The following is a 23,793-nucleotide window of genomic DNA, read 5'->3' on the forward strand; positions in this document are numbered from 1 at the left end:
TCCCATGAGTACTATTCTATTTGAACTGGGGTGTGAAGAGCTACCTCCAAAAAGCCTAAAACCATTGCGTGATGCGCTGCAAACTAGTGTCACTGAGCAATTATCTGCAGCTGAGATCACCTTTGATAGCATCAAAGCCTTTGCCACACCGCGCCGTTTGGCGATTCAAATTGAAGGCATTAGCGATAAGCAGCCTGACCGCACTGAGCAAAAACGCGGACCAGCTATCAAAGCGGCATTTGATAGCGATGGCAATCCAACCCGCGCGGCGATAGGTTTTGCTAAAGGCTTAGGTATCGAAGCGAGCGAGCTTACGACCATTAACACCGATAAAGGTGACTATGTCGGCTTTGAGCAAACGATCAGTGGTCAAGCGACTACCGAGCTACTGCCAGCTATTTTTCAAACAGCGTTAGATAGCCTACCGATTGCCAAACGTATGCGCTCAGGTGCCAGTCGCAACGAGTTTGTTCGTCCCGTCCAGTGGGTAGTATTGATGCAGGATGACACTGTTATCGATGCCACTATCCAAGGGCATGAGACAGGCTCGCAAACTCGTGGGCACCGTTTCCACAGCCCTGACTACCATGATATTGCTCATGCCAATGACTATGAGCAACTGTTAGATGGTTTAAAAGTCGTGGCAGATTTTGATAAGCGCCAAATGCTGATCAAAAACCAAGTCAAAGCATTGGCAGATGAAGTTAATTCTGATGCTATCGTACCGCAGGATTTGTTGGACGAAGTTACCGCATTGGTTGATTTCCCCATTGCGCTACGAGCAAGCTTTGAAGCACGCTTTTTACAAGTGCCACAAGAAGCGCTTATCTCGACCATGCAAGCGGATCAAAAGTATTTTTGCTTGACGGATAAAACGGGCAAATTGCAGCCGTACTTTATCTTTATCACCAATATTGAGTCTAAAGACCCTAATCAGATTATTGAAGGTAATGAAAAAGTTGTGCGTCCACGTTTGGCTGATGCCGAGTTTTTCTTCTTACAAGATCAAAAGCAGCCGTTATTTGCACTCACAGAGAGCCTAAAAACTCGTGTATTCCAAGACAAATTGGGTACGATTTGGGAGAAGTCTGAGCGTATTGCTAAGCTTGCCGCGTTTATTGCTACCCTAATGCAGCAGCAAGGCCACGATATCAACGTCGATGACACTGTACGTGCGGGTATTTTATCCAAAGCAGATTTGGCCAGCTCGCTTGTCGGTGAGTATCCTGAATTGCAAGGTATCGCGGGCACGTATTATGCACGTTTGAATGAGGAACCTGAGGCAGTTGCAGCAAGCTTGGAAGAGCAATACCTGCCCAAGTTCAGTGGTGATGTATTACCGCAAACACCAGTTGGTATTTGCTTAGCGTTGGCTGATCGCCTAGATACGCTCGTTGGTATCTTTGCGATTGACCAAGCACCGACGGGTTCAAAAGACCCGTTTAGCCTACGTCGTTCTGCCATTGGTATTTTGCGCATTTTGATTGAAAAGCAGTTACCTATTAATCTGGTAGCGCTCGTTGAGCAAGCGATTAAAGGCTATAGCGATGCTGAAGGTACCAAGATTGCCAAAATGGGTGACACCTTTACCCAAGTGATGGCGTTCTTAAACTCGCGCTATCGTGCGATGTATACCGAGCAGGGTGTCAGCGTCGATACGATTCAGGCCGTACAAGCGATTAACCCGCATATGCCGCTTGATTTTGATCAGCGTATTCGCGCCGTACAAGCATTTAGCGAGCTGTCACAAGCGTCAATGCTCGCGGATTCAAACAAACGTGTTGCCAATATATTGGCCAAGTCAGAAGTCGATGTTGCTGATACGGTCGATGAAGCGCTACTATCTGAGACTGCTGAGCAAAATTTATATGCAAATGTGCAGCAAGCACAGACAGTGGTACAGCCATTGCTTGAGCAAGCGGACTATACGCAAGTATTGCAAACGCTGGCGAGCTTAGATGAGCCGTTGACGCAGTTCTTTGATAATGTGATGGTCAACAGCGACGATGCAGCGCTCAAAAATAACCGCTTAGCCTTGCTCAAGCAGGTACGCGCCTTGTTCTTGTCTGTGGCTGATATCAGCGAGCTACAGCTATAACTGCTAGCCTTTAATCTTAGGTTTTGATACAAAAACTGGCTCACTGTGGCCAGTTTTTTGTTGCTATAGCACTTGGCTATTCGTCAGTGCTATGAATGACAACCCAGCATCATCGACAATTAACCGTAAAGGCATTGTGCCATTACCATTATTGACGGTAAAATTTAGGCATTCGAGCGTCTTGGATCATGGTAAGTGTCATCACTCTTGTTATTCATTACGTTTATTTGTCGTTGAAGGAGCGCTGCCGTGTTTGCCGTTATTATTGTCATTCTTATTATCTGGGCTTCCATGTGGGCTTTTTACAAGTTTATGTACCCACGTCCACCCAAAAGCATGATGCCAAAAGAGGGTGATGTCACCACACCGCGTCAGTGCAATTTTTGTGGTAACAGTTTGGCGGAATATCGCGGTGTCCTTGAAACTAAGCCTAGCTTAGCGACAACCAGGGATGGTAATACTGAATCAGCCCAAGAATTATTCTTTTGCAATTATGAGCATCAGGCAGACTTTCACGCAGGCAAGACTTACAAACCTTATGCGTAAGCAGGTAGATAAAAACGATTGACCATAAAAAAGCGCTTAGCTTTAGTAGGCTAAGCGCTAATAGATTTGATGCTTTTTCATCATATCGCACACTATTAGATCATGCATGTTTTGAACGATCTGTCTGCTGAGACAACACCGCACTATTACAAAATAGAGTGGGCGTCTTTCATGATTTTATTTAGCAATGCCTGTGATTGCTTATCTTTTTGCAAGCGGTCTTCATCACTTCTTTGGTTGGCATGGATTTTTTCGTATAAATTCAAGCAGCACAGCACCAGTATGCTTTCTTGACTGAGGCTTGGTGCATCTCGCTTTAGATCAAGCGCATAGTTATTGATATAAGAGACCGCCGATAGTAGCTCTTCTTGCTCATGAACGGGACAAAAAATTGGATAAGTCACGCCAGCAATCGCGATATCGACTTTTTTGATCTGGGGCTCAGCCGCTTTGCCATTGGCTTGAGACGATGTGCTGGATGTGCTCGCCCCCGATTGAGTGGATTTTTGTACGGCTACGTCTTTATTCGGTACTTGAGTATTTTGTGATGGGTTATTTTTTGGCTGTTTTTCTATAGCGTTGCTTTGGTTGTCGGTCATGATACATCCTACAATGTCTGGTCAGTGGAATGAGTGATATCAGGTTTTACAAATAGCGTTGGGCGGTTTAATAAGTAGCATATTTTGCTATCTATTACAGGAATGCGTTAGCTTTCTGCTTGATCGATGCGGGTTAAGCGTTGCAAGACGACTTGCGTACGCTCTGCTGCCAACTGATTCTTCTTTTGCAGTTCACTGTTTTGTTGTTTGATATTGCTATACTGCTGCTTTAATTCATTATTGTGCTTTTGCAACTCGCTATTTTGTTGTTGTAATTGGCTGATTTGTTTTTGTAGTTTGTCTTGTTCTTCACCAATCATATGGTGCGCTTCAGCAAGGCTTTGATAGCGCTTGTCGAGGTCATTTAATTGTTTTTTTGCGCCATCACGCTCGCTGTGGCTGGCATCAAGCTTGTTTTTTAGAGCAGAGACTTCTTTTGCATCGCTAACAGGGTGTTGTTTTAGGCTGCTAAGTTCAGCACTGACAAGCTGATACTGTTTTTTGATGTCGAGTACCATTTTTTCTAATATTCTAAGTTGATCATACATAGTCAGTTTTTATCCTTAACAAGTAAGCGTGAATGAATTTTGTTCGCTGCATTTAATAATGCCATAGGTGACCGCATAATATCTATATCAACAAAGTAATTACAAGTACGAGGCTTTGTCTTTTTACTTTTATCTATCGATGATTTGTCCCAGACATTTTGTCGTGACTATTTTTATTTTTTGAACAGTAATCAACTACTAGGACCTCTATTATGAATGATAATATCTCTGGCTGGAATACTTGGCTGACTGCGTTTGATGATTGGACGGACGTGTCTATCAGTGAGGTGCACGGCCTGATGACAGGGCTGATGACGGCGTGTAACGCGCCTGATGAGGCCACATGGGCAAAGGTGTTTGAAGAGCTGAGCTTTGCACCGCTACCAGAGGCGGCATTGACGTTGCTGACAGAAGAAGCAGAAGACACGGTGTTTCAGTTAAAAGATAAAGATGATGCCTACGCTTATATGCCGCTGATCCCTGATGATGAACATGATTTATACGAGCGCGTGATGGCATTGAAACAGTGGTCAAACGGCTTTATGACGGGTTTTGGTATTACTGATTGTAATTTGAGTAGCGAAGAGAATGAGATGCTCTCAGATTTGGCTAAAATTGGTGGCATTCGGTTAGAAGAAGAAGAGGATTTTGAGGGGGGAGAGGAGTCTTATCTTTATATCTACGAGTTTGCTCGTATGGTGCCTGTGAGTTTTGCGACGCGTAAGCGCAAGCCTGTAAAAGACATCGCCCTGATTGCTGGACTATCTATCAATGCCAAAACCACCAAAGAGCTACAAGCAGAAGGCAAGTTGCCAAAACCGATGCCACCCGTGCTTGACGTGATGAATCAGAATAATCCATCATAAGACAAATCTGATACCTCATAGTTTTTAAGAAATGGCTTTTAAGAAATGACTTTTAAGACATAATTCTTAAAAATCATAATAGGGATATTTTATGATCCAAGATACTAATGACAATGCTAGCAATGACCAACAGTTAAACCCTGCTACGCATCCGAGTAATAGCCTTGATTGGCTGTCTAGGCTTATCGCTTTCGATACGGTCAGTCGACACTCCAATCTAGCATTGATTCATGATGTGAGAGCGTATTGTGAGCAGCTTGGTCTGACGGTAGATTTGACCTTTAACGAGGCAAAGACCAAGGCCAACTTGTTTGTGACTGTACCCGCTGGCGAAAACGCTGACCAAATTAATAACGGTTTGGTGCTCTCAGGTCATACTGATGTCGTGCCTGTCGATGGTCAAGACTGGACATCAGAGCCGTTCACCGCGACGATACGTGGTGACAAGCTATACGGACGCGGTGCGTGCGATATGAAGGGTTTTATTGCGTGTGCGCTGACAATATTGCCACAAGCTGTACAGCTATCAAATAGCGGTCAGCTGCGTCGCCCATTGCACCTCGCGCTGTCGTTCGATGAAGAGGTGGGCTGTTTGGGTGCGCCATTGATTTTGGCGGATTTAAAAGCGCGCGGTATCACCCCTGATTATTGCATCGTCGGTGAGCCAACCAATATGGCGATGGTGGTCGCGCACAAAGGCATCGCGGTGTATCGTTGCCGTGTCCATGGTAAATCGGCGCATTCTTCATTGATTGGACAAGGGGTCAATGCGATCAGCTATGCAAGCAAATTGGTGGGCTATGTCGACACGCTTGCTGAAGAACTGAGCACTCGTGATGACAATGATGCATTGTTTACCGTGCCTTATTCGACATTGTCAGTAGGGACTATACACGGCGGTACAGCCACCAATATCGTGCCCAATCTGTGTGAGTTCACTTTTGACTATCGCAACCTGCCGCACATGACCCAAGACGATATACTAGCGCCCATTCAAGCAAAAGTTGCTGAGTTAAATGCGCAAATGCAAGCGCGTGCGCCTGAGACGGGTATCGAGCTGATGCAGGAAGAGAGTGTTCCTGCCATGACGGATAATAACAGCGCTGAGCTACAATCATTGATAGCAGCTCTGACAGGGGATGATGAGCGTCATAAAGTCGCTTACGCAACGGAAGGTGGTCAGTTTACCAATGCAGGCATCCCAACGATCATCTGTGGCCCTGGTAGTATTGAGCAGGCACACAAAGCGGATGAATATGTAGAACTGATCGAAATCAAACGTTGTGACGGCTTTTTGCAAAAACTATTAGACAGTTGTACTGTCAAGTAGCTTATAGAGGTGTCGATACGCTATAAAAGTGGCAAACATATGTATATAATGTGAGAAGTATCAATAATACCGCCTGAATGGCGGTATTTCTTTTTTTGGCGATGTGGCTGTTCGTATAAGAAGCATTTATATATAACAAAGTAGGGGTTAGCTGATGTCTTGGCATCTATTTGCAGTATTTTTCGCAAGTACGTTTTTGATTTCCGCAACACCAGGTCCCAACATGTTGTTGGCATTCCAGTATGGCATGAACTATGGCGTCAAGCGCACATTATGGACGCTGGCAGGGTTAAGCCTTGGGCTATTTATCTTGCTGCTATCGACTTTACTTGGGCTGGATGTGATCAGTCGCCAGTCGCCATGGCTGCTCACAATTATCAAAGCCGTGGGCGCGGCATACTTGGTATATTTGGGCATCAGCTCATGGAGTGATGCGGGTGATGGTAGCTTGATGAGCGATGCCAAGGAGTTAAGTGCTGAGGTTGAGGCCGACTATGGGGCTTTTGAAGGTCAAGCTATTACACCGCAGCCGCGCTCGCTGTCGAGTGCTGCGGTCAAGACAAGTCCCAGCAATCTCACTTTATTCCGTACAGGGGTTTGGGTATCTTTATCTAATCCAAAAGCGATATTATTTTTCGCAGCGTTCTTTCCTAAGTTTATTAATTTTAGTGCGCCACTATGGCCGCAATATATCTTATTGACCATTGGGCTATTCATGAGCGAAACGATTTGGCAGATTGTCTATACGCTAGGCGGAAAAAAGCTGGCAAGTTGGCTCGATGTTGGTAATCGTTTAGCATGGCTTAATCGTGGTTGCGGCATTATCTTTATCATCATTGCAGCGGCCTTGTTTGCTGAAGTAATTAATAGTTTTATGCTATAAAAAGTTATTAGACTTCTTGCATAAGTCATCGTCAGCCCTTGTAACTCCGTCAGTTGAAGTCAATGAACTGGTACTTTTGCAAGAGATCTAATAGGTAACTATATGAGCTTAAAACAAACGTTAAAGAAAGCCAAACAAATTGAGAGACAGTTAGACAAGCAGACTGAATCAGGTGCACAGCACTCGCTAGGCACTGTCAAACCGCGTAATTACTTGGCGCTTGATCCACTGTTAAGAAAGGGTGGTATTCATGAAAAAGAAGATATCGATATCGTCCGCAAGAAACGTCGCCGCGAGACCAAGCAGCAGCTACGGAAGACAGATTGGTTATCAGAATAGTGATGGTTAACATTCACCCGCAAAAAAGCCGTTCTCTATTATAGTGAACGGCTTTTTTATTCTTACTCAAACTTATAATTTAACCATTGTTACTTAACCACTATGCTAATACTTCGATTAGCTCGCCTTTTACCATGTGCGGACTGACAAAATCGGTGACACGTACGCTGACAATTTTACCAAGCAGCTCATCACTGCGCTCAGGATCGTAAGGGAACATCACCGTACGGGTGTTGTCTGCTGTTCCGATTAGGCAGTCTGGATGGCGATTGGCGACTTGTTCAACCAAGACGCGAGTCGTTGTACTGACCATCTCATGCGTTTTGGCCAATGTCGAGTCAACGATCACTTTTTGGAACTCAGCCAAACGCGCTTTTTTGGTGGTGAAGCTGACATCATCTGGTAACTCAGCAGCTGGCGTGCCCGGACGCTTGGAGTAGATAAAGCTGTACGAGTGATCGAAGTTCAGCTCTTTTGCTAAGTTTAGCGTGTCTTGGAAATCCTCATCAGTCTCACCAGGGAAACCAATGATAAAGTCGCTCGACAAGTGAATGTCTGGGCGGATGGCTTTGAGCTTATTGATCTGATCGATATACACATCGATGGTATGGTTGCGTTTCATCGCCGCCAAAATCGCGTTTGAGCCACTTTGTACAGGTAGATGCAGATGCGATACCAGCTCTGGCAATTGTGCATAAGCGTCAATGATATCATCGGTAAACTCAAGCGGATGGCTGGTGGTATAACGAATACGTTCCACACCATCGACGTGCGAGACATAATGCAGCAGCTCAGCGAAACGGCAAATACTGCCATCGTCTTTTTCGCCGCGATAGCCGTTGACGTTTTGACCAAGTAGGTTGATTTCGCGGATACCTTGCGCGGCAAGGCTATCAATCTCAGCCAGCACATCGTCAAGTGGACGCGACAATTCTTCACCGCGTGTATAAGGAACGACGCAGAATGAGCAATATTTTGAGCAGCCTTCCATGATTGAGACAAAGGCTTTATATCCTTCGACTCTTGGCTCAGGCAAAAAGTCAAACTTTTCAATACTGGGGAAGGATACGTCAATCGTACCGATACGGTTTTTGGGTGACACGTGGCGCTGATCGTTGGATTGATCATACAGCTCAGGCAGACGGTGCAAGGTTTGCGGGCCAAACACCATATCCACATAAGGCGCGCGTTTTTGGATATTATCCCCTTCTTGTGAGGCCACGCAGCCACCAACGCCAATCACGAGATCAGGACGTTTTTCTTTGAGTTTGCGCCAGCGCCCAAGCTCTGAAAACACCTTTTCTTGCGCTTTTTCGCGGATAGAGCAGGTATTCATCAACAGCACGTCGGCTTCATCAATGTTGTGCGTCACTTGCATGCCGTGCGAGTCACCGAGCACATCGAGCATTTTGTCTGAATCATAGACATTCATCTGACAGCCTTGGGTGGTGATGAATACCTTCTTGGTTGCGGCTTTTTCGACGGGCGCTTGGGCTGAACTTTGCTCCTTGAGTGCAGTGACAGCACGTGCGGTGACAGTCGTCTCAGCAGCAGCATCGTCATCGATGCGGGGATTGAATACAGTAACACTCATAAGGGGAAGTCCATGATTGACCAAAAATATAACGGAGTAGCCGATTAACAGGTGGCGTATTTTATCACAACCCTGTACTAATGTGAAAAATTAGCATAGGCGATGGGTTGTCAATATGATAAATAATTCATAGCAGTATCAATTATTTACTGTGATTAATATTACCATTTATAAAAACTGAGGCTCGTTATCATTTCTATGTTACACCGTGCTCTCCTATTTATTAACAAAAGGTAAAGGAGATAGTTGAAAGCACAATGAGTATAGTATGATGATTGCGATACCCTTGGCGGTACTTAGCGAACCGTTATTCATATATTTATAGAAACATCATAAAGAGAGTCAGTATGACAAAGTTGCGTGTTGCTCATAGCATCAAGGATGAAGAATTTACCAGTCAAAAGCAGACGTCGAAACGACTCACAGTAGGCTCGTTGTGGATAAGCGCATTGAGTGTGGCAACCGCTATAAGCGCGCTTGGTATGTCACAAGTGGCTTGTGCAGAGTTGACGTGGGGCGATGAGGAAAGCTACCAACAAGAGAGCAACTATCAGCAAGACCGTAGTATTGACTCATTTATGGCAGCGGCTATCGCAGCGGATCGTGGGGATGTGGGTGCGCTCTATAATTATGAGCAAATCATGAGCGGTGGTCTATTTGCCATGTATCCAACTTACTGGCGGATGAATCTAGACCTCAATTCACAAAGTTCAGCGGCCGTATCGCAGTTTGTACGCCAGTATCCAGATACGGTCATGGCCGAGAAGCTAGTGGCTGACTTTGCGGAGACCAAAGCGGGGTCGAATGACTACGCCTCTGTCAGACAAGTGGCGAATCTGATTACCAATGCTGATGCCAGTGAGCGCTGCGCTATCGCCCTTGGGTTCAATAATGGCGGTGATACCATGCGTGCCATGGCTGCCAAATCTGATGTTTGGCTAACCACCAAAAAGCAGCCAGCCCTTTGTGACCAGCTAGCGATGGAGATGAATAACAACGCGCTGATTAGCAATCAGGATCGCGCCGCTCGACTCAAGCGGATGCTGCGTGTCGGTAAGACCGGCGACATCATGGCATTGTCATCGCGCTTAGGGACACCGATTGCCTATTCGGCGCTTAGTGAAATTCAGCTCAATCCTTCATCGTTTTTTAGCCGCTTTGGCCGCGAGCCCGCCAGTCAAACCAATCAATACCTATACCTATATGCTATTGGCCGTGTCGCAGATAAATCCTATCGAGAAGCGGCACTGCAGTTAGACTTCGATATCAAGCAAGACAATCAGCGCGCTATAAAGTTATTAAATGACGAAACGCGTCGTTACGCCTATCGTACGCTTGGCGTGAAGCGCATGAACCACAATACCGATGACGGTTTTAATGCTGAAGCAGTAGACTGGTTCCGCAATAGCTTAGATGATGACTTTAACTTTGAAGAAGCGGAAGACTATGCCATGGCGGCAATCCGCTTTGGCCGCTGGGATGATGTGGTTGAAGCTATTTCAAAAATGGATGGTGAAATTCAGAAGGATGGTCAGTGGCAATACTGGCTGGCACGCGCCTATGAACAATCAAGCAATAGCAGTAAGCGCAATACCGCCAAAAAAATGTATCAAAACCTAGCGAAAAATAATGACTACTATGGCTTGATGGCAAAAGACAGGATCGGTCAGCGCTTTGATGCCAGCCGCTTAGGTGGTAGCAATTTGCCTAAAGTCAGTACCGCTGACCGCGCGCGCGTGATGCAAAACCCACACTTTGCCCGTGCATTTGCACTATACAACTCTGACGCGAGTCGCGGCTACGCCAACCGCGAGTGGAACTGGGCTGTGAAGCAAGCACGCGATAACCGTGATGACAATCTCATTATCGCGGCGGCGCGTCAAGCGTATGACATGGGCTGGCTCGATCGGGCGATTTATGCCGTCGATAATACCGATAGAGTTAATAGCTTGGCACTTTCGCACCCTATGCCACACCAAGAGTCAGTGGTGCGTTATAGTCAATCAGCAGGCATTGATCCAGCGTGGGCTTATGGCATCATGCGTCAAGAGAGCCGTTTTGTGTCTTCTGCGCGCTCAAATGTAGGCGCCAGTGGGTTGATGCAAATCATGCCTGATACGGCAAAATATATCGCGCGTAACTTAGGTGAGACTTATAGTGCGAGCCGTGCCAATAGTGGTGATACCAATATCCGTTATGGTACATGGTATATGGGTGATATCTTAAGTAAACTGAACTATCAGCCAGTACTGGCAACCGCAGGCTATAACGCAGGTCCTAATAATGCCAAACGCTGGCAACCAACCTATGGCGCAATCGCCGCAGATCAATATGTCGAATCGATTGCCTTTCCTGAAACGCGTAACTATGTCAAACACGTGATGGAAAACGCTACTATCTATAGTAGTCTGCTGGGTCGTGGTCAGCCAATCAGTCAACGTATGGGTACAGTACCTGCTGCTTTTTAATCAGTGAATTCGTATTTAATAGACCACTAGCTTTTATAGTTAACGGTCTATTTTTTATGGGCTAAATGGCAGCAAGTCTTAGTACTTTATACAATAAATACTGAACTTAATTTTGCAATTGTTGACGAGCACGACAACGTTTACGTTTTTGCTATAGATTAAAAAAGACATTTTGTTACCATTGCTTTAATTGACGTGTATGTTCTTCAGTCTTGTTCTTAGATCGCTATGTGTTTAATGCTGTTAGCACAATGATTTAAGTGATAGCCCATGTTTTATCATTGCTAATTGCTCTCAGCCCTATGATCAAAAAATACTTCAAACTGCCTGTATTATCGAAAACTCGGCAACCGTTACTGATTCAGGTGCCCCGGTCATCTAATACGAAAGCAGAAACAAGCTCAAAATTTAAGACATCCAGTTTCTTGGTGCAGTTCCGTGGAAGTTTGAAAAATAGGCATCATATGGGTAAAGTTAATAAAACGACGAGTTTTGGTGCTTTGTTAATCATACAAGGTCTTATGCTTACGCCAGCATATGCGGCGAGCACGGTCAAAGCTGGCCAGCGCGTATTGATGGTCGAGATGACCCCCGCGCTATGTAGCATGCAGCCGACAAGAGCCCGCATGCGTCAATGTCTAGAAGGCTATTCGTTAACAGTTTCAGGCTTAGACATGGGCTACGGCGAACGCTGTGGTCGTGGTAGCGAGCCACGTTTGACACCACTACAACTAAAGGTTGTCAATCGCATCATGCCTGATACGACAGTACGTAGCCAAACGTGGCAGCGCTATGGTGCTTGTAGCCCACTGAGTGCCAGTCGCTACTTCCGACAAATCACTAACTACGCTGGTGAACTAAAGCTTCCTAACGAGCTGAATACGGGCAACAGTTATACAGTCTCTAAATCTCGATTTATTAGTCAAATGACGCGCCTAAATAGTGGTATGTCATCAAATAGTGTCGATCTCATTTGCCAAGAAGGCAGTCGTCGTCAATCGATACTGACGGATATCCATGTGTGCTATGAGGGTAGCAGTTTTGGCACTTGTCACAATGTTGTAGATAACTGCGGCAGCCAATTCATCATTTCAGGTGGTAGATAGCTTTTATTTAACTATTTTTTAGATAGTCTACCGTTCTTTTTCTACATCCTTTTCGGTACTGTTTTTAATAAAATCTGAGTAAACTTGCCCGTATTACATTGTCATTTTTATGCTCTTATTTACTCGTCTCATAGCGATAAAACATACTATGGGCCGTATCTAAAAATTATACAGCCCTTTATTTATAGGCTCTGAGCTTATAGATATTCTTTTCGTATAAAATGTAACAATATAATCCGTGAGAATCCGCGGCAAGCCTCTGATTGTCTCTAGACGATTTGCCAAACGAAGTGCTACACTAGCTCTCGGTTTAGCGCTGCCTTTGTGCAGCAAACAAGTCGATATCTAAAAAGATAATCATCTATTACAATCATGAATGATCTAATCATCAATTAGGGAGTATTCAATGTCAATGAAACAGCCTTTACGTGTTGCCGTCACTGGTGCCGCTGGTAATATCAGCTACGCGATGCTATTTCGTATTGCATCTGGCGAGATGCTAGGTAAAGATCAGCCAGTTATTTTGCAATTGCTTGAAATCACACCAGCGCTTGATGCCCTAAAGGGTGTGGTCATGGAACTAGAAGACTGCGCATTCCCATTGCTTGCTGGTATTGTCCAAACTGATGATGCAAATGTGGCATTCAAAGATGCTGACTACGCGTTACTCGTCGGTGCCCGTCCACGTGGTCCAGGTATGGAGCGTAAGGACTTACTAGAAGCCAACGCTGCGATTTTCTCAGCACAAGGCAAAGCATTAAACGAAGTCGCTAGCCGTGATGTAAAAGTATTGGTCGTCGGTAACCCTGCCAACACCAACGCGCTAATCGCTCAGCGTAACGCACCAGACCTAGATCCACGTAACTTTACTGCCATGACTCGCCTAGATCATAACCGTGCGATGGCACAGCTAGCCGAAAAAACTGACAGCACTGTTAATGACATCAAAAACATGACCATCTGGGGCAACCACTCATCGACCCAGTATCCAGACCTAACGGCTGCGACTGTCAATGGCAAACCAGCGCTAGAGTTGGTTGATCGTGATTGGTACGAAAACACGTATATCCCAGAAGTACAGCAGCGCGGCGCGGCCATCATTAAAGCTCGCGGCGCCTCATCTGCAGCTTCTGCTGCCAACGCTGCTATCGCCCATATGCGCACGTGGGCACTCGGTACTGACGAGAACGATTGGGTCTCTATGGGTGTTTACTCAAATGGGGAATATGGTATCGCTGAAGGCCTTATCTACTCATTCCCATGCACATGCAAAAACGGCGACTGGTCTATCGTAGACGGCGTTGATGTGTCATCAGAATTCTCAAAAGAGAAAATGGCCGCCACTGAGCAAGAGCTGAGCGAAGAGCGTGATGCAGTAGCACACCTACTACCATAAGCTAAGCAGTTATATAGCTGTCTTAACTTAAGTAATGAGTGAAAAAAAAGCCCTCTTAATATAGGAGGGCTCTTTTATGTCTATAAGTTTTTTTATCCAAAAAATATGATGAAATAAAAAGTAATCTATCGCATCTCTTGAAATGGCAATATCTGTTTGCTGCCTATACAATTGATAACGTTAGATAAACGTTGATTAACAGCTATTAGCACAAAGCTTGCTACAATAAATGGGTTAATTTGAATAATAAGCACAATTACCACTACACCATTTAAGGAGAAAAGTATGTTGGGTGAGCCAGAATATAATATGAATGAGCTATTTGCTCAGTTAGGTCTAGATAGCTCTGATGAAGCAATTGATAAGTTTATCGCAGACAACCAGTTATCAAGTGAAGAGAAATTGATAGAAGCTGATTTCTGGACCGATAGCCAGCGTATGTTCTTGCAAGAAGAATGGCAAAAAGATGCAGCATGGGTAGAGACGATTGATGAGTTAAATGTACGAATGCATCCTGATGCCTAAAAGCTGATATAAAAAACCTAATATAGTGAACCGATCCCCATAAGTTGGACACAACTTATGGGGTATTTTTATGCGTTACGATCTAGACTTTAAGATCAAAGTCATCGCATACTATCGTCAAGGACATACCGGAATCGCAACAGCAAAAAAGTTTGGACTTGATAAAATGTAAGGTACGTCTGACTGCTAAACTTGATTATTACGCCATTCTAGTAGGTCAGTGACATCTTGATGAATACCCGCTTTCAAGGCGTCCAAACCATCGTAGCGACGCTCACCATGCAAAAAGTGCAAGAAGCGCACTTCTAGATTCAACCCGTACAAATCTGCTTTTAGTTTGGGAAAGTGTACTTCCAATCGCCAGTCATCACCTTTATCAACAGAGGGTCTTTTGCCAATGTTAGCGGTACCGAACAAACTATGTGGACGCAAACCTGCGACGCCTATATTATTATCAGTAGCCAGCTTTATTAAACCATCAGGTATGACCTCTCCATTCTCATCTAAGCTGACGACATCAACGGCAAAAATACCGTGCAAAGCGGGTTTTATTCGCTGCAAATCAATATTGGCAGTAGGAAAGTCCATAGTGCGACCAATTTGATCGCCACGGACGACCGACCCCGTAATGGCGTAGTCGCGGTCCAGCAGTATGTTGGCAGCGTGAATATCACCTGCCAATAGCAAGTCACGGATGCGAGTAGAGCTAATACGTGCAGCCTCATTATTGACATCATTCAAGTGGTCGTTGTCAATATTGCTATCAGTGATGGTATGTAGGTTAGTCACATCCAAACCATAATCGCGCAAAAACTGACTATCGCCAGTACGATCATGACCGAAGCGGAAGTCGTCACCTAGTACCAGCGCTTTTACATTTAAGCGCTTGGCTAATATATCGGCAAAGGCTTGTGCTGATAATGAGCGAAAGTCCTCATCAAAACCTGCCACCACTAAGGTTTTAACCCCATGTTGTGCTAGGAGTGCCTGCTTTTCTGCTAGATTGGTCAAACGCGCAGGGGCTTTAGCTGGCTCAAAAAACTCACGTGGTTGTGGCTCAAATATCATGACCGCAGCGTCCAAGTTTTGGGTATGCGCAATATCACGAACTTGTGCCAGCATTGCCTGATGACCAAGGTGTACGCCATCAAAATTGCCAATAGTGAGCACACAAGGCGCTAACTCTACTGGGTCATTAGTAGTAGACGCGGCATTTGATGATGCAATCAGTTGCTCAAGAAAATAGGTTTTCATAAGTTTTCAGCTATGATGAGACCAGATAAAAAACGAAAAAACACATCTATGGTCAAAATTGATGTGTCGAAAATTAGCCATTATAAAGTAAAATAGCCACACTAACATCCTATAGTCTACGGATAATGCAAGTATGAATGACGCTCTATGAATTTCATGGTTTGTACATACGTCTATTATCAGTATGACGATTTTTTACTATCATCATGAATACCAATAATAATGCCAATTAATATGGAGACTCTATGTCCGATGTTGCCTTAGATGTCATAGCAACTGCCCCGTTGACACATCAGCTGACCCAGCAGTTTATGGTACAACGTGCCAGTAAAGAAGACTTGGCAGAAGTCTTGGCGATTTATAACCAAAGTATTCCTGGCAAACAAGCAACGGCAAATTTGGCATTAGTAACGCTCGAAGAACGTACAGCTTGGTTCGATGAGCATTTAGACAGTCCAACGAGACCTATTTATGTAGTCAAAGCATTACTAGAAGGTGATGCCGATAGACAGAGTACAAAACTACCAATTGTTGCATGGGGCAGTTTCAGTGATTTATATGCGCGTACCGCTTATCATATCAGCACTGAAATCAGCATCTATCTGAACCAAGATTATCAGAGTAAAGGGTTGGGCAGTCTGTTGACACGCTGGATGTTGACGCAAGCGCCCAGTTTAGGAATCAGAAATATCGTTGCCCTTATCTTTGCCCACAATCAGCCAAGTTTGGGACTGTTCCGTAAACTTGGCTTTGAGCAGTGGGGGTATATGCCAGAAGTTTGTGATATGGACGGGTTTATCGCTGATGTTGTGATGCTTGGTAAAGCCGTGGCATCGGACAACATTGCAGATGATTAGAGCAAAATGCCTTAACCCAAAATTTTCCATTGACCATCTATTTTCTGTAGTTGATAGGTCAATGGTGCAGGGTCGCTTTGTCCTTTGAGCATCAACTCGCCAGTGATGGTGGCACGCGTTTTGTCATCATTGTACGTTGTATCAGTAATCGTCACGCCATCGACCGTTTGTTGAAACGCCGATTGAGTGTTGGCAAGCTCTTGCTCAAAATTTGCCATATCTACTTGATAGTAGCCTGCCGCATCCTTCACATCACCATAATACAAGGTATTTAGTGCTTTTTTGACCGTATCCTCTGGCGTACCCGCTTCGGTCGGATTGGTCACTAGGCTTTTTTGGTTAATCGGAGCAGTGACTGGATTGATATTGTCATTATCAACGGTCGTTGTATTCTCAGTATCATCTGTGACCTGAGTCGTTTCACTTGTGCTATCTGCTGTCTCTTTTTGCTCAGCTGTGTCTGTATCTGAAGTATCAACGACAGCTGCAACTTCTTCATTGTTGGTAGCAGTTTCAGTGACTGCAGACTCATTGTTGCTGCAACCGCTCAGCAGTAGTCCAGTACCGAGTACACCTGTTGCAAGGAGAAGCGGTAAGCGCTGGAAGAGTGGCTGTTTCGTTGTCATATCGAACCTCAAATGTCAGTTATTCATTAATAGGTCATTATGACAACGATTGGTGGCAAGCATTGTCAATTCTGATGATAGGCTTGTTTTGGTTTCGTAAGCCAAGCTCATGCCTATATCTACGTTGGCTTAACCGTGTTTGAGCTGGCGAGGACGGACACCTGTCGCTAGCAATACCACGCCATAAACGAGCGCTCCGGCGACACACATAATCATGAGTGCGATGATGCGTTGCCACTGGGCTTCATCAGTAGGAAAGTAGGGTAACATGAGATAAAGTACGCCGATCATGGAGCCAGTCGAAATGGCAAACTGTGTGAATAGTTTGTTCCAATGGGGGCCAAAACGGAAAATATCGCGCTTGTGTAAGAAGTAATAGAGCAAGCCTGCGTTTACGAACGCTGCGCCCGTCGTTGCCAAGGCTAGGCCACCATGTAATGGCATTTCTAAGAAATAAAATATCCCGATAAAAATGACACTAAATACCATGTTGGCAATAACAGAAATGATGCCGATTTTGACAGGTGTTCTGGTGTCTTGACGCGCAAAAAATGCAGGGGCAAAGATCTTGATCAGCATGAATCCTAAGATACCACCTGCCATACTACGCAATGCCAGTGCACTCATCTGGGCATCACGAAGGGTGAACTCACCACGTAAGAACAGGGCTTGCATCAGCACATCTGCGAGTACAAAGAGCGCAGCCGAGGCAGGCACACCGACCAAAATGATAAGGCGCGCGGCCCAGTCGATGGTCTTTTTGAAACTAACATCGTCTTTTTGCGCTTCACTTTTTGACAGACTTGGTAATATGACCGTACCAATCGCCACACCAATTAGCCCTAGTGGTAGCTCGCTCATACGCTCAGCCGCGTAGAGCCAAGACACCGAACCACCAATCATCAATGAGGCAAAAACGGTGTTCAGCAATAAGTTAATCTGAGTGACAGACACACCAAAGATAGCCGGCAGCATTAATTTTAGAATGCGGCGAACGCCCTCGTGCTGAAAGTCAATCTTGGGCGCGACCAGTAGTTTTTGTTGCCATAGCTGAGGCAGTTGTATTAAGAATTGCAATAGTCCTGCGATCGCCACGGAATAGCCAAGCGCCATAATAGGCGTATCAAACATCGGCGCCAAAATCAGCGCACCACCAATCATACATAAATTCAATAGGACTGGGGCAAAGGCGGGCGCAGCAAAACGACCATAACTTTGCAAAATACCACTGGCAAAAGCCGTCATAGAAATAAACAGCAAATAAGGGAAGGTAAGGCGGAGTAATTCAGCGGTAATGGCAAATTTGTCAGGTTGATCGGCAAACCCGGGGGCAAACAACGTCACTACCCAAGGCGCGATTAAGATAACAACAACTGTCAGCATCGACAACACCAGCAAGAGTGCGCCCGAGGTGCGACTGACTAAAATCTGTACTTGCTGTAAGCTGTACTTTTCCTTGTACTCGGACAGCACAGGAACGAATGCTTGGCTAAACGCCCCTTCAGCAAACAGTCGTCGCAAAAAGTTTGGGATTTTGAAGGCGACCAAAAAGGCGTCCATCAAACCGCCAGCCCCAAAAACCCCTAGCAATACGACATCGCGTACCAAACCTAAAATACGCGATAACATGGTCATGCTGCTGACCACCATGGTTGAACGAAATAACCGACTTTTTGCCATGAGAACCTATCTTGCTAAGTTGTGTACAGGGTTGTGTAAGAGCTAGTGTGCTGATTTGCTGTTGCAAAAAAACTGACGAATTATAGCACTTTCATCACGGAGATAAATGGATTGGATGTGGAAATCATTTTTGCAGTGATAAAGAGTTATTTCGTAATAACCCTGCAACTAGCTCCCGCAACCTTGCCCATTCAAAATAATCACCAGGATCCGTCTTACGCCCTGGCGCAATATCACTGTGCCCTGTCAAATGTCGCTGCGTTTTCGGGTACGCTTCATAAATAGCCGCGATTACCGCTGCGAGCTTCTCATATTGAGCAGAGGTGAAGGACACAAAATCTGACCCTTCAAGCTCAATGCCAATGCTATAATCATTACATTCAGGTCGGCCTAAGTAGCTAGAGCGTCCAGCGTGCCAAGCGCGTTCGTTAAAATTGACAAACTGAGTGATAGCCCCGTCACGCTCAATAAACAGGTGCGCTGACACTTCTGCGCCTTTGATTGTCTGAAAATAAGGGTGCGCATCCCAATCTAATTGATTAGTGAATAATGCTTTTACATAATGCGTGCCGCTAGAGTCGCACGCACCAAACTCATTGGGTGGTAGGCTAATATTATGAATAATGATGGCATCAATACTTAGACCTTTTGGCCTGATATTGTAGTTTGGTGAGGCCAGCCAAGTAGCGGCTGACAGCAAACCATCTGTGATTGTCATTGGCAATGTAGATAATGATGAATCGGGCATAAAGCTCTCTTTTTATAACAGTATTGGTGATGTTGTGATAGAAAGTTTATCAAAGTAGTTAGATGGTCGCAGCTTGCTTATATCATTTGAGTCTCTAGCAGAATAAACCTTCACAGCGCGAATAGCGTATAAATAATAACGTGTGAGAGCCTGCCTCATGTCTATAAAACCGATGTCTACGTCTGGAACTTATACTCTAATAACCATTGGTCAGCGAGCGCGACTGCCAATGGCGATAGCGGCGCTATTGTTTTCTGCAAACACGCAGGCATTTTTACCGACGCCTTTATTGGTTACCGAAGGAGCGCTCTCATCTGAATTATCAGATAGTACGTCACCTCGTGACGCTGAAGATGCTGTTCGCATTGAGACATCTACTCTCAGTAATAATGGAAACAATACTCAAAATAATACTGCGTCTGGGTCAGATATGGCGACAGAGCAGTTACTGGCAACATGGCGTCGACAGGCAAAAACTGACAATCTAGCACAGCATACAATATGGCGACGCTTATTGTATTTTTACGATGATCAAAGCAGCATTTTATCTAAAAAGAAAACGGAGAGTTTGGTCGATGATCCACGCTTTTTTTTGAGTGATAACGGTCAGCAGGATTCAGCCGCAGAATTAGACGCGACACTAGTCGCACTGGCAAAAGAATTCACATCGCAGACAACTGGTAATAACCAAGCAAACATTCATATAAAAACTCAAGCCAATAATAATTCCGTTCTGTGCCGTTTCCCAGCACGAGTGGCATGGCTAAAAGAGACGCTGTCTATCGATGATGCGAGTCTATCGGCTGAGTGTCCAGAGCTGGATGACTGGATGTCGACATTGGCGCCTGAGCAGTTATCTATTGTGTTTGCTGAGGAGTATTTGGACAACCCACTCTCTGCCTTTGGTCATACGTTATTGCGCATTGATTCAAAATCGAGCGTAGCAGATCCCAATCAAATCAGTCAGGCGTATGCGCTCAATTATACGGTGGATGGTGATCCAAACGATAGCTTTCCAATCTATGCGACCAAATCCATGATTGGCAGTTATGACAGTGCTATCGAGATTGATCCTTATCCCCAAAAGCTCGCAAAGTATCTACAAGATGACGAGCGTGATACGTGGACGTATCAGTTGAATCTGACATCTAGTGAAGTACAGCAGGTTATGCGCCATGTTTGGGAGACCAAGTCGCTAAAAATGCCATATTACTTTACCACGGATAATTGTGCTTCTGAGATTCTGCGCCTGATTGACGTTATTCGTCCGCAGCAGAATTTATTGAAGCAACTGGCTTATGTGGTCGTGCCCTCTGATGTCATTCAGTTATTAAACAGTCAAAATCTTTTGGCAAATGCCACTTATACACCGGCCGACAATACGTTGCGTCAAGCTCAGCTTAATGACGTTAAGCAACAACGCGCGCAGTTGGGCTATTATAACAGCGCCAAACAAACCTTAAATGAGATAAAATCGGCACAGATCAATCCTGTATCAAGCCTATCAGATGATGGACAACGGTTACGCAAACGTCAAATCGAGGTATCGGATAATAACCCAATAGATAGGCATCCACTACAGTTGGGAGTGATAGCTATCGGTCAGCGCGGTGACAATGACTATATCGATATTGGGTTTAGAGCAGGGTTTCATGATACGCTTGACCACGCGTCAGGGTATTCACAGTTTTTTAATTTAGAAGGGGTAGCTGCGACCTTACGTCTATATGACACAGATGATGATAAGCCCAATCAACCAGACAGCGTGGTCTTGCAAAATGCGACTTTGATTCGTGGACGCTCTTTTAATCCTATCAATGCTGGCAAAAAAGGCAAAACGTGGGGTACAAGCATTGAGGCGACGCGAGTGAATGATGGCTCACAAGAGGGCGGGCGAGATCATCTGGTGGGTAGTGTGGGTTATGAGACGGGCTGGTCGTGGGCATTTGGTACGCCAAGCAGTGGTACGGGTCAGATGCCGCCGCAACTATGCTATACGTTTTTGGCCGGGACCGCGCAAGCAGGGCGCGCTATCAATAAAGGCTTTCGGGTAGGGGCAGGCGTTAATGCCGGCTGTCGTTATCAGATTAACAATCAGTTACGCGCGCAAGCTGAATTGCAATTGCCATATTGGTATCATGGCAGCAGCGATGAGTCCAACGTTCGTGGTCATTATTGGCAACCGATCTCAAGCCTCGGTTTACAATACGATATTGATAAAAAACAAGCACTACGTATCAATGCCAGCTACGACTGGCAAGAGCGCGTCGATGCGAATGAGGATATACAGCTGTCATACAGACGGTATTTTTAAGTAGAGTTATCTTTTAGCGCTGTAATCGTTGTATAAGTGGTATAAAAGGAAAGATGCTTTATGAGTACACCAAATATACTTATTATCGGGCAAGGTGATATCGGCTTGCCTGTTACCAATAAGCTGGCACAAGACGGCTTTTCGGTGACAGGGCTGGCTCGTAGTGAGCGTCATCATTATGCATTAGTGGATAGCGCCCATTTTTTGCAGGCTGATGCGCTGACTCTGACGAGCGAGCAGCTGCAATCATTTACCTATATTGCGATTATCGTCACCCCTGATGAGTATTCGACCAGCGGTTATCATGACAGTTACTTAGCGATCAGCCAGCATTTGGCAACGCTTTCTGCTAATCTGGCGAACCTGCAGCGCGTCGTGTTTATTTCTTCTACTGGTGTTTACGGTCAAGACAATGGCGAATGGATCGATGAGCATACTGAACCTATGACGCCTGAGCGTGACGCATCAAAGGTTATATTACAAGCCGAACAAGCACTGCAGCAAAGCTTTGGTGATAAAGCCATCATCATTCGACCTAGCGGCATTTATGGACGTGAGCGCCTTATGCGCGTGCGTAAAGCGCGCGAGCCACAAAAAGAGCCAGTAGCCGCCGAGCATTGGAGCAATCGTATTATGGATCGCGACTTGGTCACTATCATTGCCAATGTGTTGACGACAGCCGCACCAAAGCCACTCTATCTTGCGACAGACTACAGACCTGTGACCACTTTTGAGCTTGGTGTTTGGTTGAGTGAACAAATCGGCGAAGCCGCGCCTACTATCGATGAAAAAAAGACATCAGTGACAGGAAAGCGTTTACATAGCAACATTCCTTTAGCTTGGCTTGAGTACGCTGATTGGCAGACAGGCTATCGTGATATTTTAGACCATCAAGCGTAGTTTTTAGCGTTAAGATCATTGTTCGGTTTGAACGTTTTTGTTCGTTTTATATGTGATAGTTTATGGAGATTTCATGACTCAGCCGTTTACTTCTGATGACCATTTGTCTCATGCCAGTCTGGCAGCAGAAGGTAGCAAGCTCACAAAAGGCGATGCTGGGCAGTCTTTTATGCTAGCTGATTCACAGCAACCTGCGATCGTACATCCGAACTTTGATCCCAAACGATCCCCCCTTGATCCCGCCAGACCATTGAGTGATATTCCTGAGCCTGCTCGTCTCCTAGATGGTCAGCTGCGCCGGCTTTATGGTAATTCGACGCGGTTCTATCAGCCTAATGCAGATAGCTTATCAAAATGGTCGCTGATTGCGTCAGAAGCCTTGGCGGAGCATCTATCGTTACTCAAGGCGGCACAGCTTGTCGAATTGCCTGATAGCTTTTATCAAAATCACAGTGATCAGCCCTTATTATCGCCATTATCAAAGATGACATTATTAGATATGTCAGATATCCAGCAGGCGATTCGTACCTATCCAAAACTCAATCGTTATGGGTTTGGCTCTGCTGATAGCGACGAGATGGCTGAGCCAAATAACAATGACAAAGTTAACGAGTCTTTAGCCTCTCTGCGCGCATTGATCAAACGCTATAATCCTGATGAACTGCTGAGTAGCCTGTATGCCGATGATTGGCAAGTGATTTTGCAACCGCAGCAATTTGAGACAGGCGAGGGCAGTTTGGCGACAGATATTATGGCCTGTAGCGCTGCTGTCCATGCGCTAAAGCAATGTAGTACTCGTAAAAGTATCAATCATAGCTATAGTGCCGCGCAAATTTGCCAGCACGTACGTAGTTATTTGCTCAGTCAGATTGTCTGTGAGCCTACGCAGCGCCACGCATATCGTCAGATCCGGATATTTGCTGGTCACATCATTGTTGCTGCGTATCATTTAGGCTGGGAGATACAAGTGCGGGCAGATGGACAGAGTTATTTTAATATCTCGTCGCGTAGTGGTTTGTTGACTCGCTATGCCAATATGCAGGATTACGAGATCAACGGTTGGTCAAGCTGATCAATAATGCGTACAATAATGCAAATTTTTTCGCCCCTCTTTTT

21 protein-coding genes are annotated in these 23,793 nt (G+C 45.2%); 14 read left to right on the forward strand and 7 right to left on the reverse strand.

The genetic code is table 11. The features are described 5' to 3' along the window. The first annotated feature begins 4 nt into the window (after positions 1-4). Together glyS and AOT82_RS11095 are read left to right on the forward strand one after the other, a co-directional pair. Positions 5-2,098 (forward strand): glycine--tRNA ligase subunit beta, encoded by a 2,094-nt coding sequence (glyS, locus tag AOT82_RS11090; protein ID WP_071003027.1) that lies wholly within the window; start codon positions 5-7, stop codon positions 2,096-2,098. 249 nt (positions 2,099-2,347) lie between these two features. Beyond that, positions 2,348-2,644, forward strand: coding sequence for a hypothetical protein (locus AOT82_RS11095; RefSeq protein WP_071003028.1), 297 nt, complete (start codon positions 2,348-2,350; stop codon positions 2,642-2,644). A 146-nt stretch (positions 2,645-2,790) separates the two neighbouring features. On the opposite strand, the gene AOT82_RS11100 is transcribed toward AOT82_RS11095, so the two are convergent. Both AOT82_RS11100 and AOT82_RS11105 read right to left on the reverse strand, forming a co-directional pair. After that, a complete protein-coding gene (locus AOT82_RS11100) occupies positions 2,791-3,243 on the reverse strand; it encodes a cell division protein ZapA (RefSeq protein WP_071003029.1) in 453 nt (150 codons plus the stop codon). 107 nt (positions 3,244-3,350) lie between these two features. Then, a complete protein-coding gene (locus tag AOT82_RS11105; RefSeq protein WP_071003030.1) occupies positions 3,351-3,791 on the reverse strand; it encodes a hypothetical protein in 441 nt (146 codons plus the stop codon). Between the two features lie 212 nt (positions 3,792-4,003). Here AOT82_RS11105 and AOT82_RS11110 point away from each other — a divergent pair, with 212 nt between their 5' ends. From AOT82_RS11110 to AOT82_RS11125, 4 genes are all read left to right on the forward strand, one after another. Beyond that, entirely contained in the window at positions 4,004-4,657 is a 654-nt protein-coding gene (locus AOT82_RS11110) for a UPF0149 family protein (protein WP_071003031.1), read from the forward strand. A gap of 91 nt (positions 4,658-4,748) precedes the next feature. Beyond that, a complete protein-coding gene (gene argE / locus AOT82_RS11115; protein ID WP_071003032.1) occupies positions 4,749-5,987 on the forward strand; it encodes an acetylornithine deacetylase in 1,239 nt (412 codons plus the stop codon). Between the two features lie 154 nt (positions 5,988-6,141). Beyond that, positions 6,142-6,870: a LysE family translocator gene (locus AOT82_RS11120; protein ID WP_071003033.1), complete on the forward strand. Its 729-nt coding sequence runs from the start codon at positions 6,142-6,144 to the stop codon at positions 6,868-6,870. Positions 6,871-6,972: 102 nt separating this feature from the next. Further along, complete coding sequence (locus AOT82_RS11125; protein ID WP_227517145.1) at positions 6,973-7,209, forward strand: hypothetical protein; 237 nt, start codon at positions 6,973-6,975, stop codon at positions 7,207-7,209. Between the two features lie 100 nt (positions 7,210-7,309). Here the strand turns inward: AOT82_RS11125 and miaB are convergent, their stop codons facing one another. Further along, on the reverse strand, positions 7,310-8,803 hold the full coding sequence (gene miaB, locus AOT82_RS11130; protein ID WP_071003034.1) for a tRNA (N6-isopentenyl adenosine(37)-C2)-methylthiotransferase MiaB: 1,494 nt from the start codon (positions 8,801-8,803) through the stop codon (positions 7,310-7,312). A gap of 347 nt (positions 8,804-9,150) precedes the next feature. Between miaB and AOT82_RS11135 the strand changes: the two genes are divergently transcribed. The 4 genes from AOT82_RS11135 to AOT82_RS11150 all read left to right on the forward strand — a co-directional run bounded on the left by AOT82_RS11135 (position 9,151) and on the right by AOT82_RS11150 (position 14,298). Then, the gene (locus AOT82_RS11135; protein WP_071003035.1) at positions 9,151-11,271 is read left to right on the forward strand and encodes a lytic transglycosylase domain-containing protein; all 2,121 of its coding nucleotides are present in this window, start codon (positions 9,151-9,153) and stop codon (positions 11,269-11,271) included. 464 nt (positions 11,272-11,735) lie between these two features. Then, complete coding sequence (locus AOT82_RS11140; protein WP_058025029.1) at positions 11,736-12,377, forward strand: hypothetical protein; 642 nt, start codon at positions 11,736-11,738, stop codon at positions 12,375-12,377. 406 nt (positions 12,378-12,783) lie between these two features. After that, positions 12,784-13,773 carry a malate dehydrogenase gene (locus AOT82_RS11145; RefSeq protein WP_178379285.1) on the forward strand — a complete coding sequence of 330 codons (990 nt, stop codon included), beginning with the start codon at positions 12,784-12,786 and terminating at the stop codon, positions 13,771-13,773. A 285-nt stretch (positions 13,774-14,058) separates the two neighbouring features. Next, positions 14,059-14,298 (forward strand): DUF2789 domain-containing protein, encoded by a 240-nt coding sequence (locus tag AOT82_RS11150; RefSeq protein WP_058025028.1) that lies wholly within the window; start codon positions 14,059-14,061, stop codon positions 14,296-14,298. A gap of 186 nt (positions 14,299-14,484) precedes the next feature. Here the strand turns inward: AOT82_RS11150 and ribF are convergent, their stop codons facing one another. Then, positions 14,485-15,552 (reverse strand): riboflavin biosynthesis protein RibF, encoded by a 1,068-nt coding sequence (gene ribF / locus AOT82_RS11155; protein WP_071003036.1) that lies wholly within the window; start codon positions 15,550-15,552, stop codon positions 14,485-14,487. A gap of 245 nt (positions 15,553-15,797) precedes the next feature. Between ribF and AOT82_RS11160 the strand changes: the two genes are divergently transcribed. Next, a complete protein-coding gene (locus tag AOT82_RS11160; RefSeq protein WP_071003037.1) occupies positions 15,798-16,409 on the forward strand; it encodes a GNAT family N-acetyltransferase in 612 nt (203 codons plus the stop codon). 11 nt (positions 16,410-16,420) lie between these two features. On the opposite strand, the gene AOT82_RS11165 is transcribed toward AOT82_RS11160, so the two are convergent. The 3 genes from AOT82_RS11165 to ampD all read right to left on the reverse strand — a co-directional run bounded on the left by AOT82_RS11165 (position 16,421) and on the right by ampD (position 19,463). Next, on the reverse strand, positions 16,421-17,035 hold the full coding sequence (locus AOT82_RS11165; RefSeq protein ID WP_071003038.1) for a hypothetical protein: 615 nt from the start codon (positions 17,033-17,035) through the stop codon (positions 16,421-16,423). Between the two features lie 129 nt (positions 17,036-17,164). After that, the gene (gene murJ, locus AOT82_RS11170; RefSeq protein WP_071003039.1) at positions 17,165-18,715 is read right to left on the reverse strand and encodes a murein biosynthesis integral membrane protein MurJ; all 1,551 of its coding nucleotides are present in this window, start codon (positions 18,713-18,715) and stop codon (positions 17,165-17,167) included. Between the two features lie 124 nt (positions 18,716-18,839). Beyond that, complete coding sequence (gene ampD, locus AOT82_RS11175; RefSeq protein ID WP_058024569.1) at positions 18,840-19,463, reverse strand: 1,6-anhydro-N-acetylmuramyl-L-alanine amidase AmpD; 624 nt, start codon at positions 19,461-19,463, stop codon at positions 18,840-18,842. 157 nt (positions 19,464-19,620) lie between these two features. On the opposite strand from ampD, the gene AOT82_RS11180 reads away from it, so the two are divergent. From AOT82_RS11180 to AOT82_RS11190, 3 genes are all read left to right on the forward strand, one after another. Next, positions 19,621-21,777: an Lnb N-terminal periplasmic domain-containing protein gene (locus AOT82_RS11180; protein ID WP_156770992.1), complete on the forward strand. Its 2,157-nt coding sequence runs from the start codon at positions 19,621-19,623 to the stop codon at positions 21,775-21,777. A 60-nt stretch (positions 21,778-21,837) separates the two neighbouring features. Then, entirely contained in the window at positions 21,838-22,677 is an 840-nt protein-coding gene (locus tag AOT82_RS11185; protein WP_071003040.1) for an SDR family oxidoreductase, read from the forward strand. Between the two features lie 73 nt (positions 22,678-22,750). After that, complete coding sequence (locus AOT82_RS11190) at positions 22,751-23,749, forward strand: hypothetical protein (protein ID WP_071003041.1); 999 nt, start codon at positions 22,751-22,753, stop codon at positions 23,747-23,749. Positions 23,750-23,793 lie beyond the last annotated feature (44 nt).

Origin of the sequence: Psychrobacter sp. AntiMn-1 (genome assembly GCF_001854065.1) — a bacterium.
In the GTDB taxonomy this organism is placed as follows: domain Bacteria; phylum Pseudomonadota; class Gammaproteobacteria; order Pseudomonadales; family Moraxellaceae; genus Psychrobacter; species Psychrobacter pacificensis.

Excerpts from the sequence above, each read along its gene's own strand:
- glyS (WP_071003027.1), top strand. The coding sequence starts at position 5 with ATGAGTACTATTCTATTTGAACTGGGGTGTGAAGAGCTACCTCCAAAA.
- AOT82_RS11100 (WP_071003029.1), bottom strand. The coding sequence starts at position 3,243 with ATGACCGACAACCAAAGCAACGCTATAGAAAAACAGCCAAAAAATAAC.
- AOT82_RS11105 (WP_071003030.1), bottom strand. The coding sequence starts at position 3,791 with ATGTATGATCAACTTAGAATATTAGAAAAAATGGTACTCGACATCAAA.
- AOT82_RS11110 (WP_071003031.1), top strand. The coding sequence starts at position 4,004 with ATGAATGATAATATCTCTGGCTGGAATACTTGGCTGACTGCGTTTGAT.
- argE (WP_071003032.1), top strand. The coding sequence starts at position 4,749 with ATGATCCAAGATACTAATGACAATGCTAGCAATGACCAACAGTTAAAC.
- AOT82_RS11120 (WP_071003033.1), top strand. The coding sequence starts at position 6,142 with ATGTCTTGGCATCTATTTGCAGTATTTTTCGCAAGTACGTTTTTGATT.
- AOT82_RS11125 (WP_227517145.1), top strand. The coding sequence starts at position 6,973 with ATGAGCTTAAAACAAACGTTAAAGAAAGCCAAACAAATTGAGAGACAG.
- miaB (WP_071003034.1), bottom strand. The coding sequence starts at position 8,803 with ATGAGTGTTACTGTATTCAATCCCCGCATCGATGACGATGCTGCTGCT.
- AOT82_RS11135 (WP_071003035.1), top strand. The coding sequence starts at position 9,151 with ATGACAAAGTTGCGTGTTGCTCATAGCATCAAGGATGAAGAATTTACC.
- AOT82_RS11140 (WP_058025029.1), top strand. The coding sequence starts at position 11,736 with ATGGGTAAAGTTAATAAAACGACGAGTTTTGGTGCTTTGTTAATCATA.
- AOT82_RS11145 (WP_178379285.1), top strand. The coding sequence starts at position 12,784 with ATGTCAATGAAACAGCCTTTACGTGTTGCCGTCACTGGTGCCGCTGGT.
- AOT82_RS11150 (WP_058025028.1), top strand. The coding sequence starts at position 14,059 with ATGTTGGGTGAGCCAGAATATAATATGAATGAGCTATTTGCTCAGTTA.
- ribF (WP_071003036.1), bottom strand. The coding sequence starts at position 15,552 with ATGAAAACCTATTTTCTTGAGCAACTGATTGCATCATCAAATGCCGCG.
- AOT82_RS11160 (WP_071003037.1), top strand. The coding sequence starts at position 15,798 with ATGTCCGATGTTGCCTTAGATGTCATAGCAACTGCCCCGTTGACACAT.
- AOT82_RS11165 (WP_071003038.1), bottom strand. The coding sequence starts at position 17,035 with ATGACAACGAAACAGCCACTCTTCCAGCGCTTACCGCTTCTCCTTGCA.
- murJ (WP_071003039.1), bottom strand. The coding sequence starts at position 18,715 with ATGGCAAAAAGTCGGTTATTTCGTTCAACCATGGTGGTCAGCAGCATG.
- ampD (WP_058024569.1), bottom strand. The coding sequence starts at position 19,463 with ATGCCCGATTCATCATTATCTACATTGCCAATGACAATCACAGATGGT.
- AOT82_RS11180 (WP_156770992.1), top strand. The coding sequence starts at position 19,621 with ATGTCTATAAAACCGATGTCTACGTCTGGAACTTATACTCTAATAACC.
- AOT82_RS11185 (WP_071003040.1), top strand. The coding sequence starts at position 21,838 with ATGAGTACACCAAATATACTTATTATCGGGCAAGGTGATATCGGCTTG.
- AOT82_RS11190 (WP_071003041.1), top strand. The coding sequence starts at position 22,751 with ATGACTCAGCCGTTTACTTCTGATGACCATTTGTCTCATGCCAGTCTG.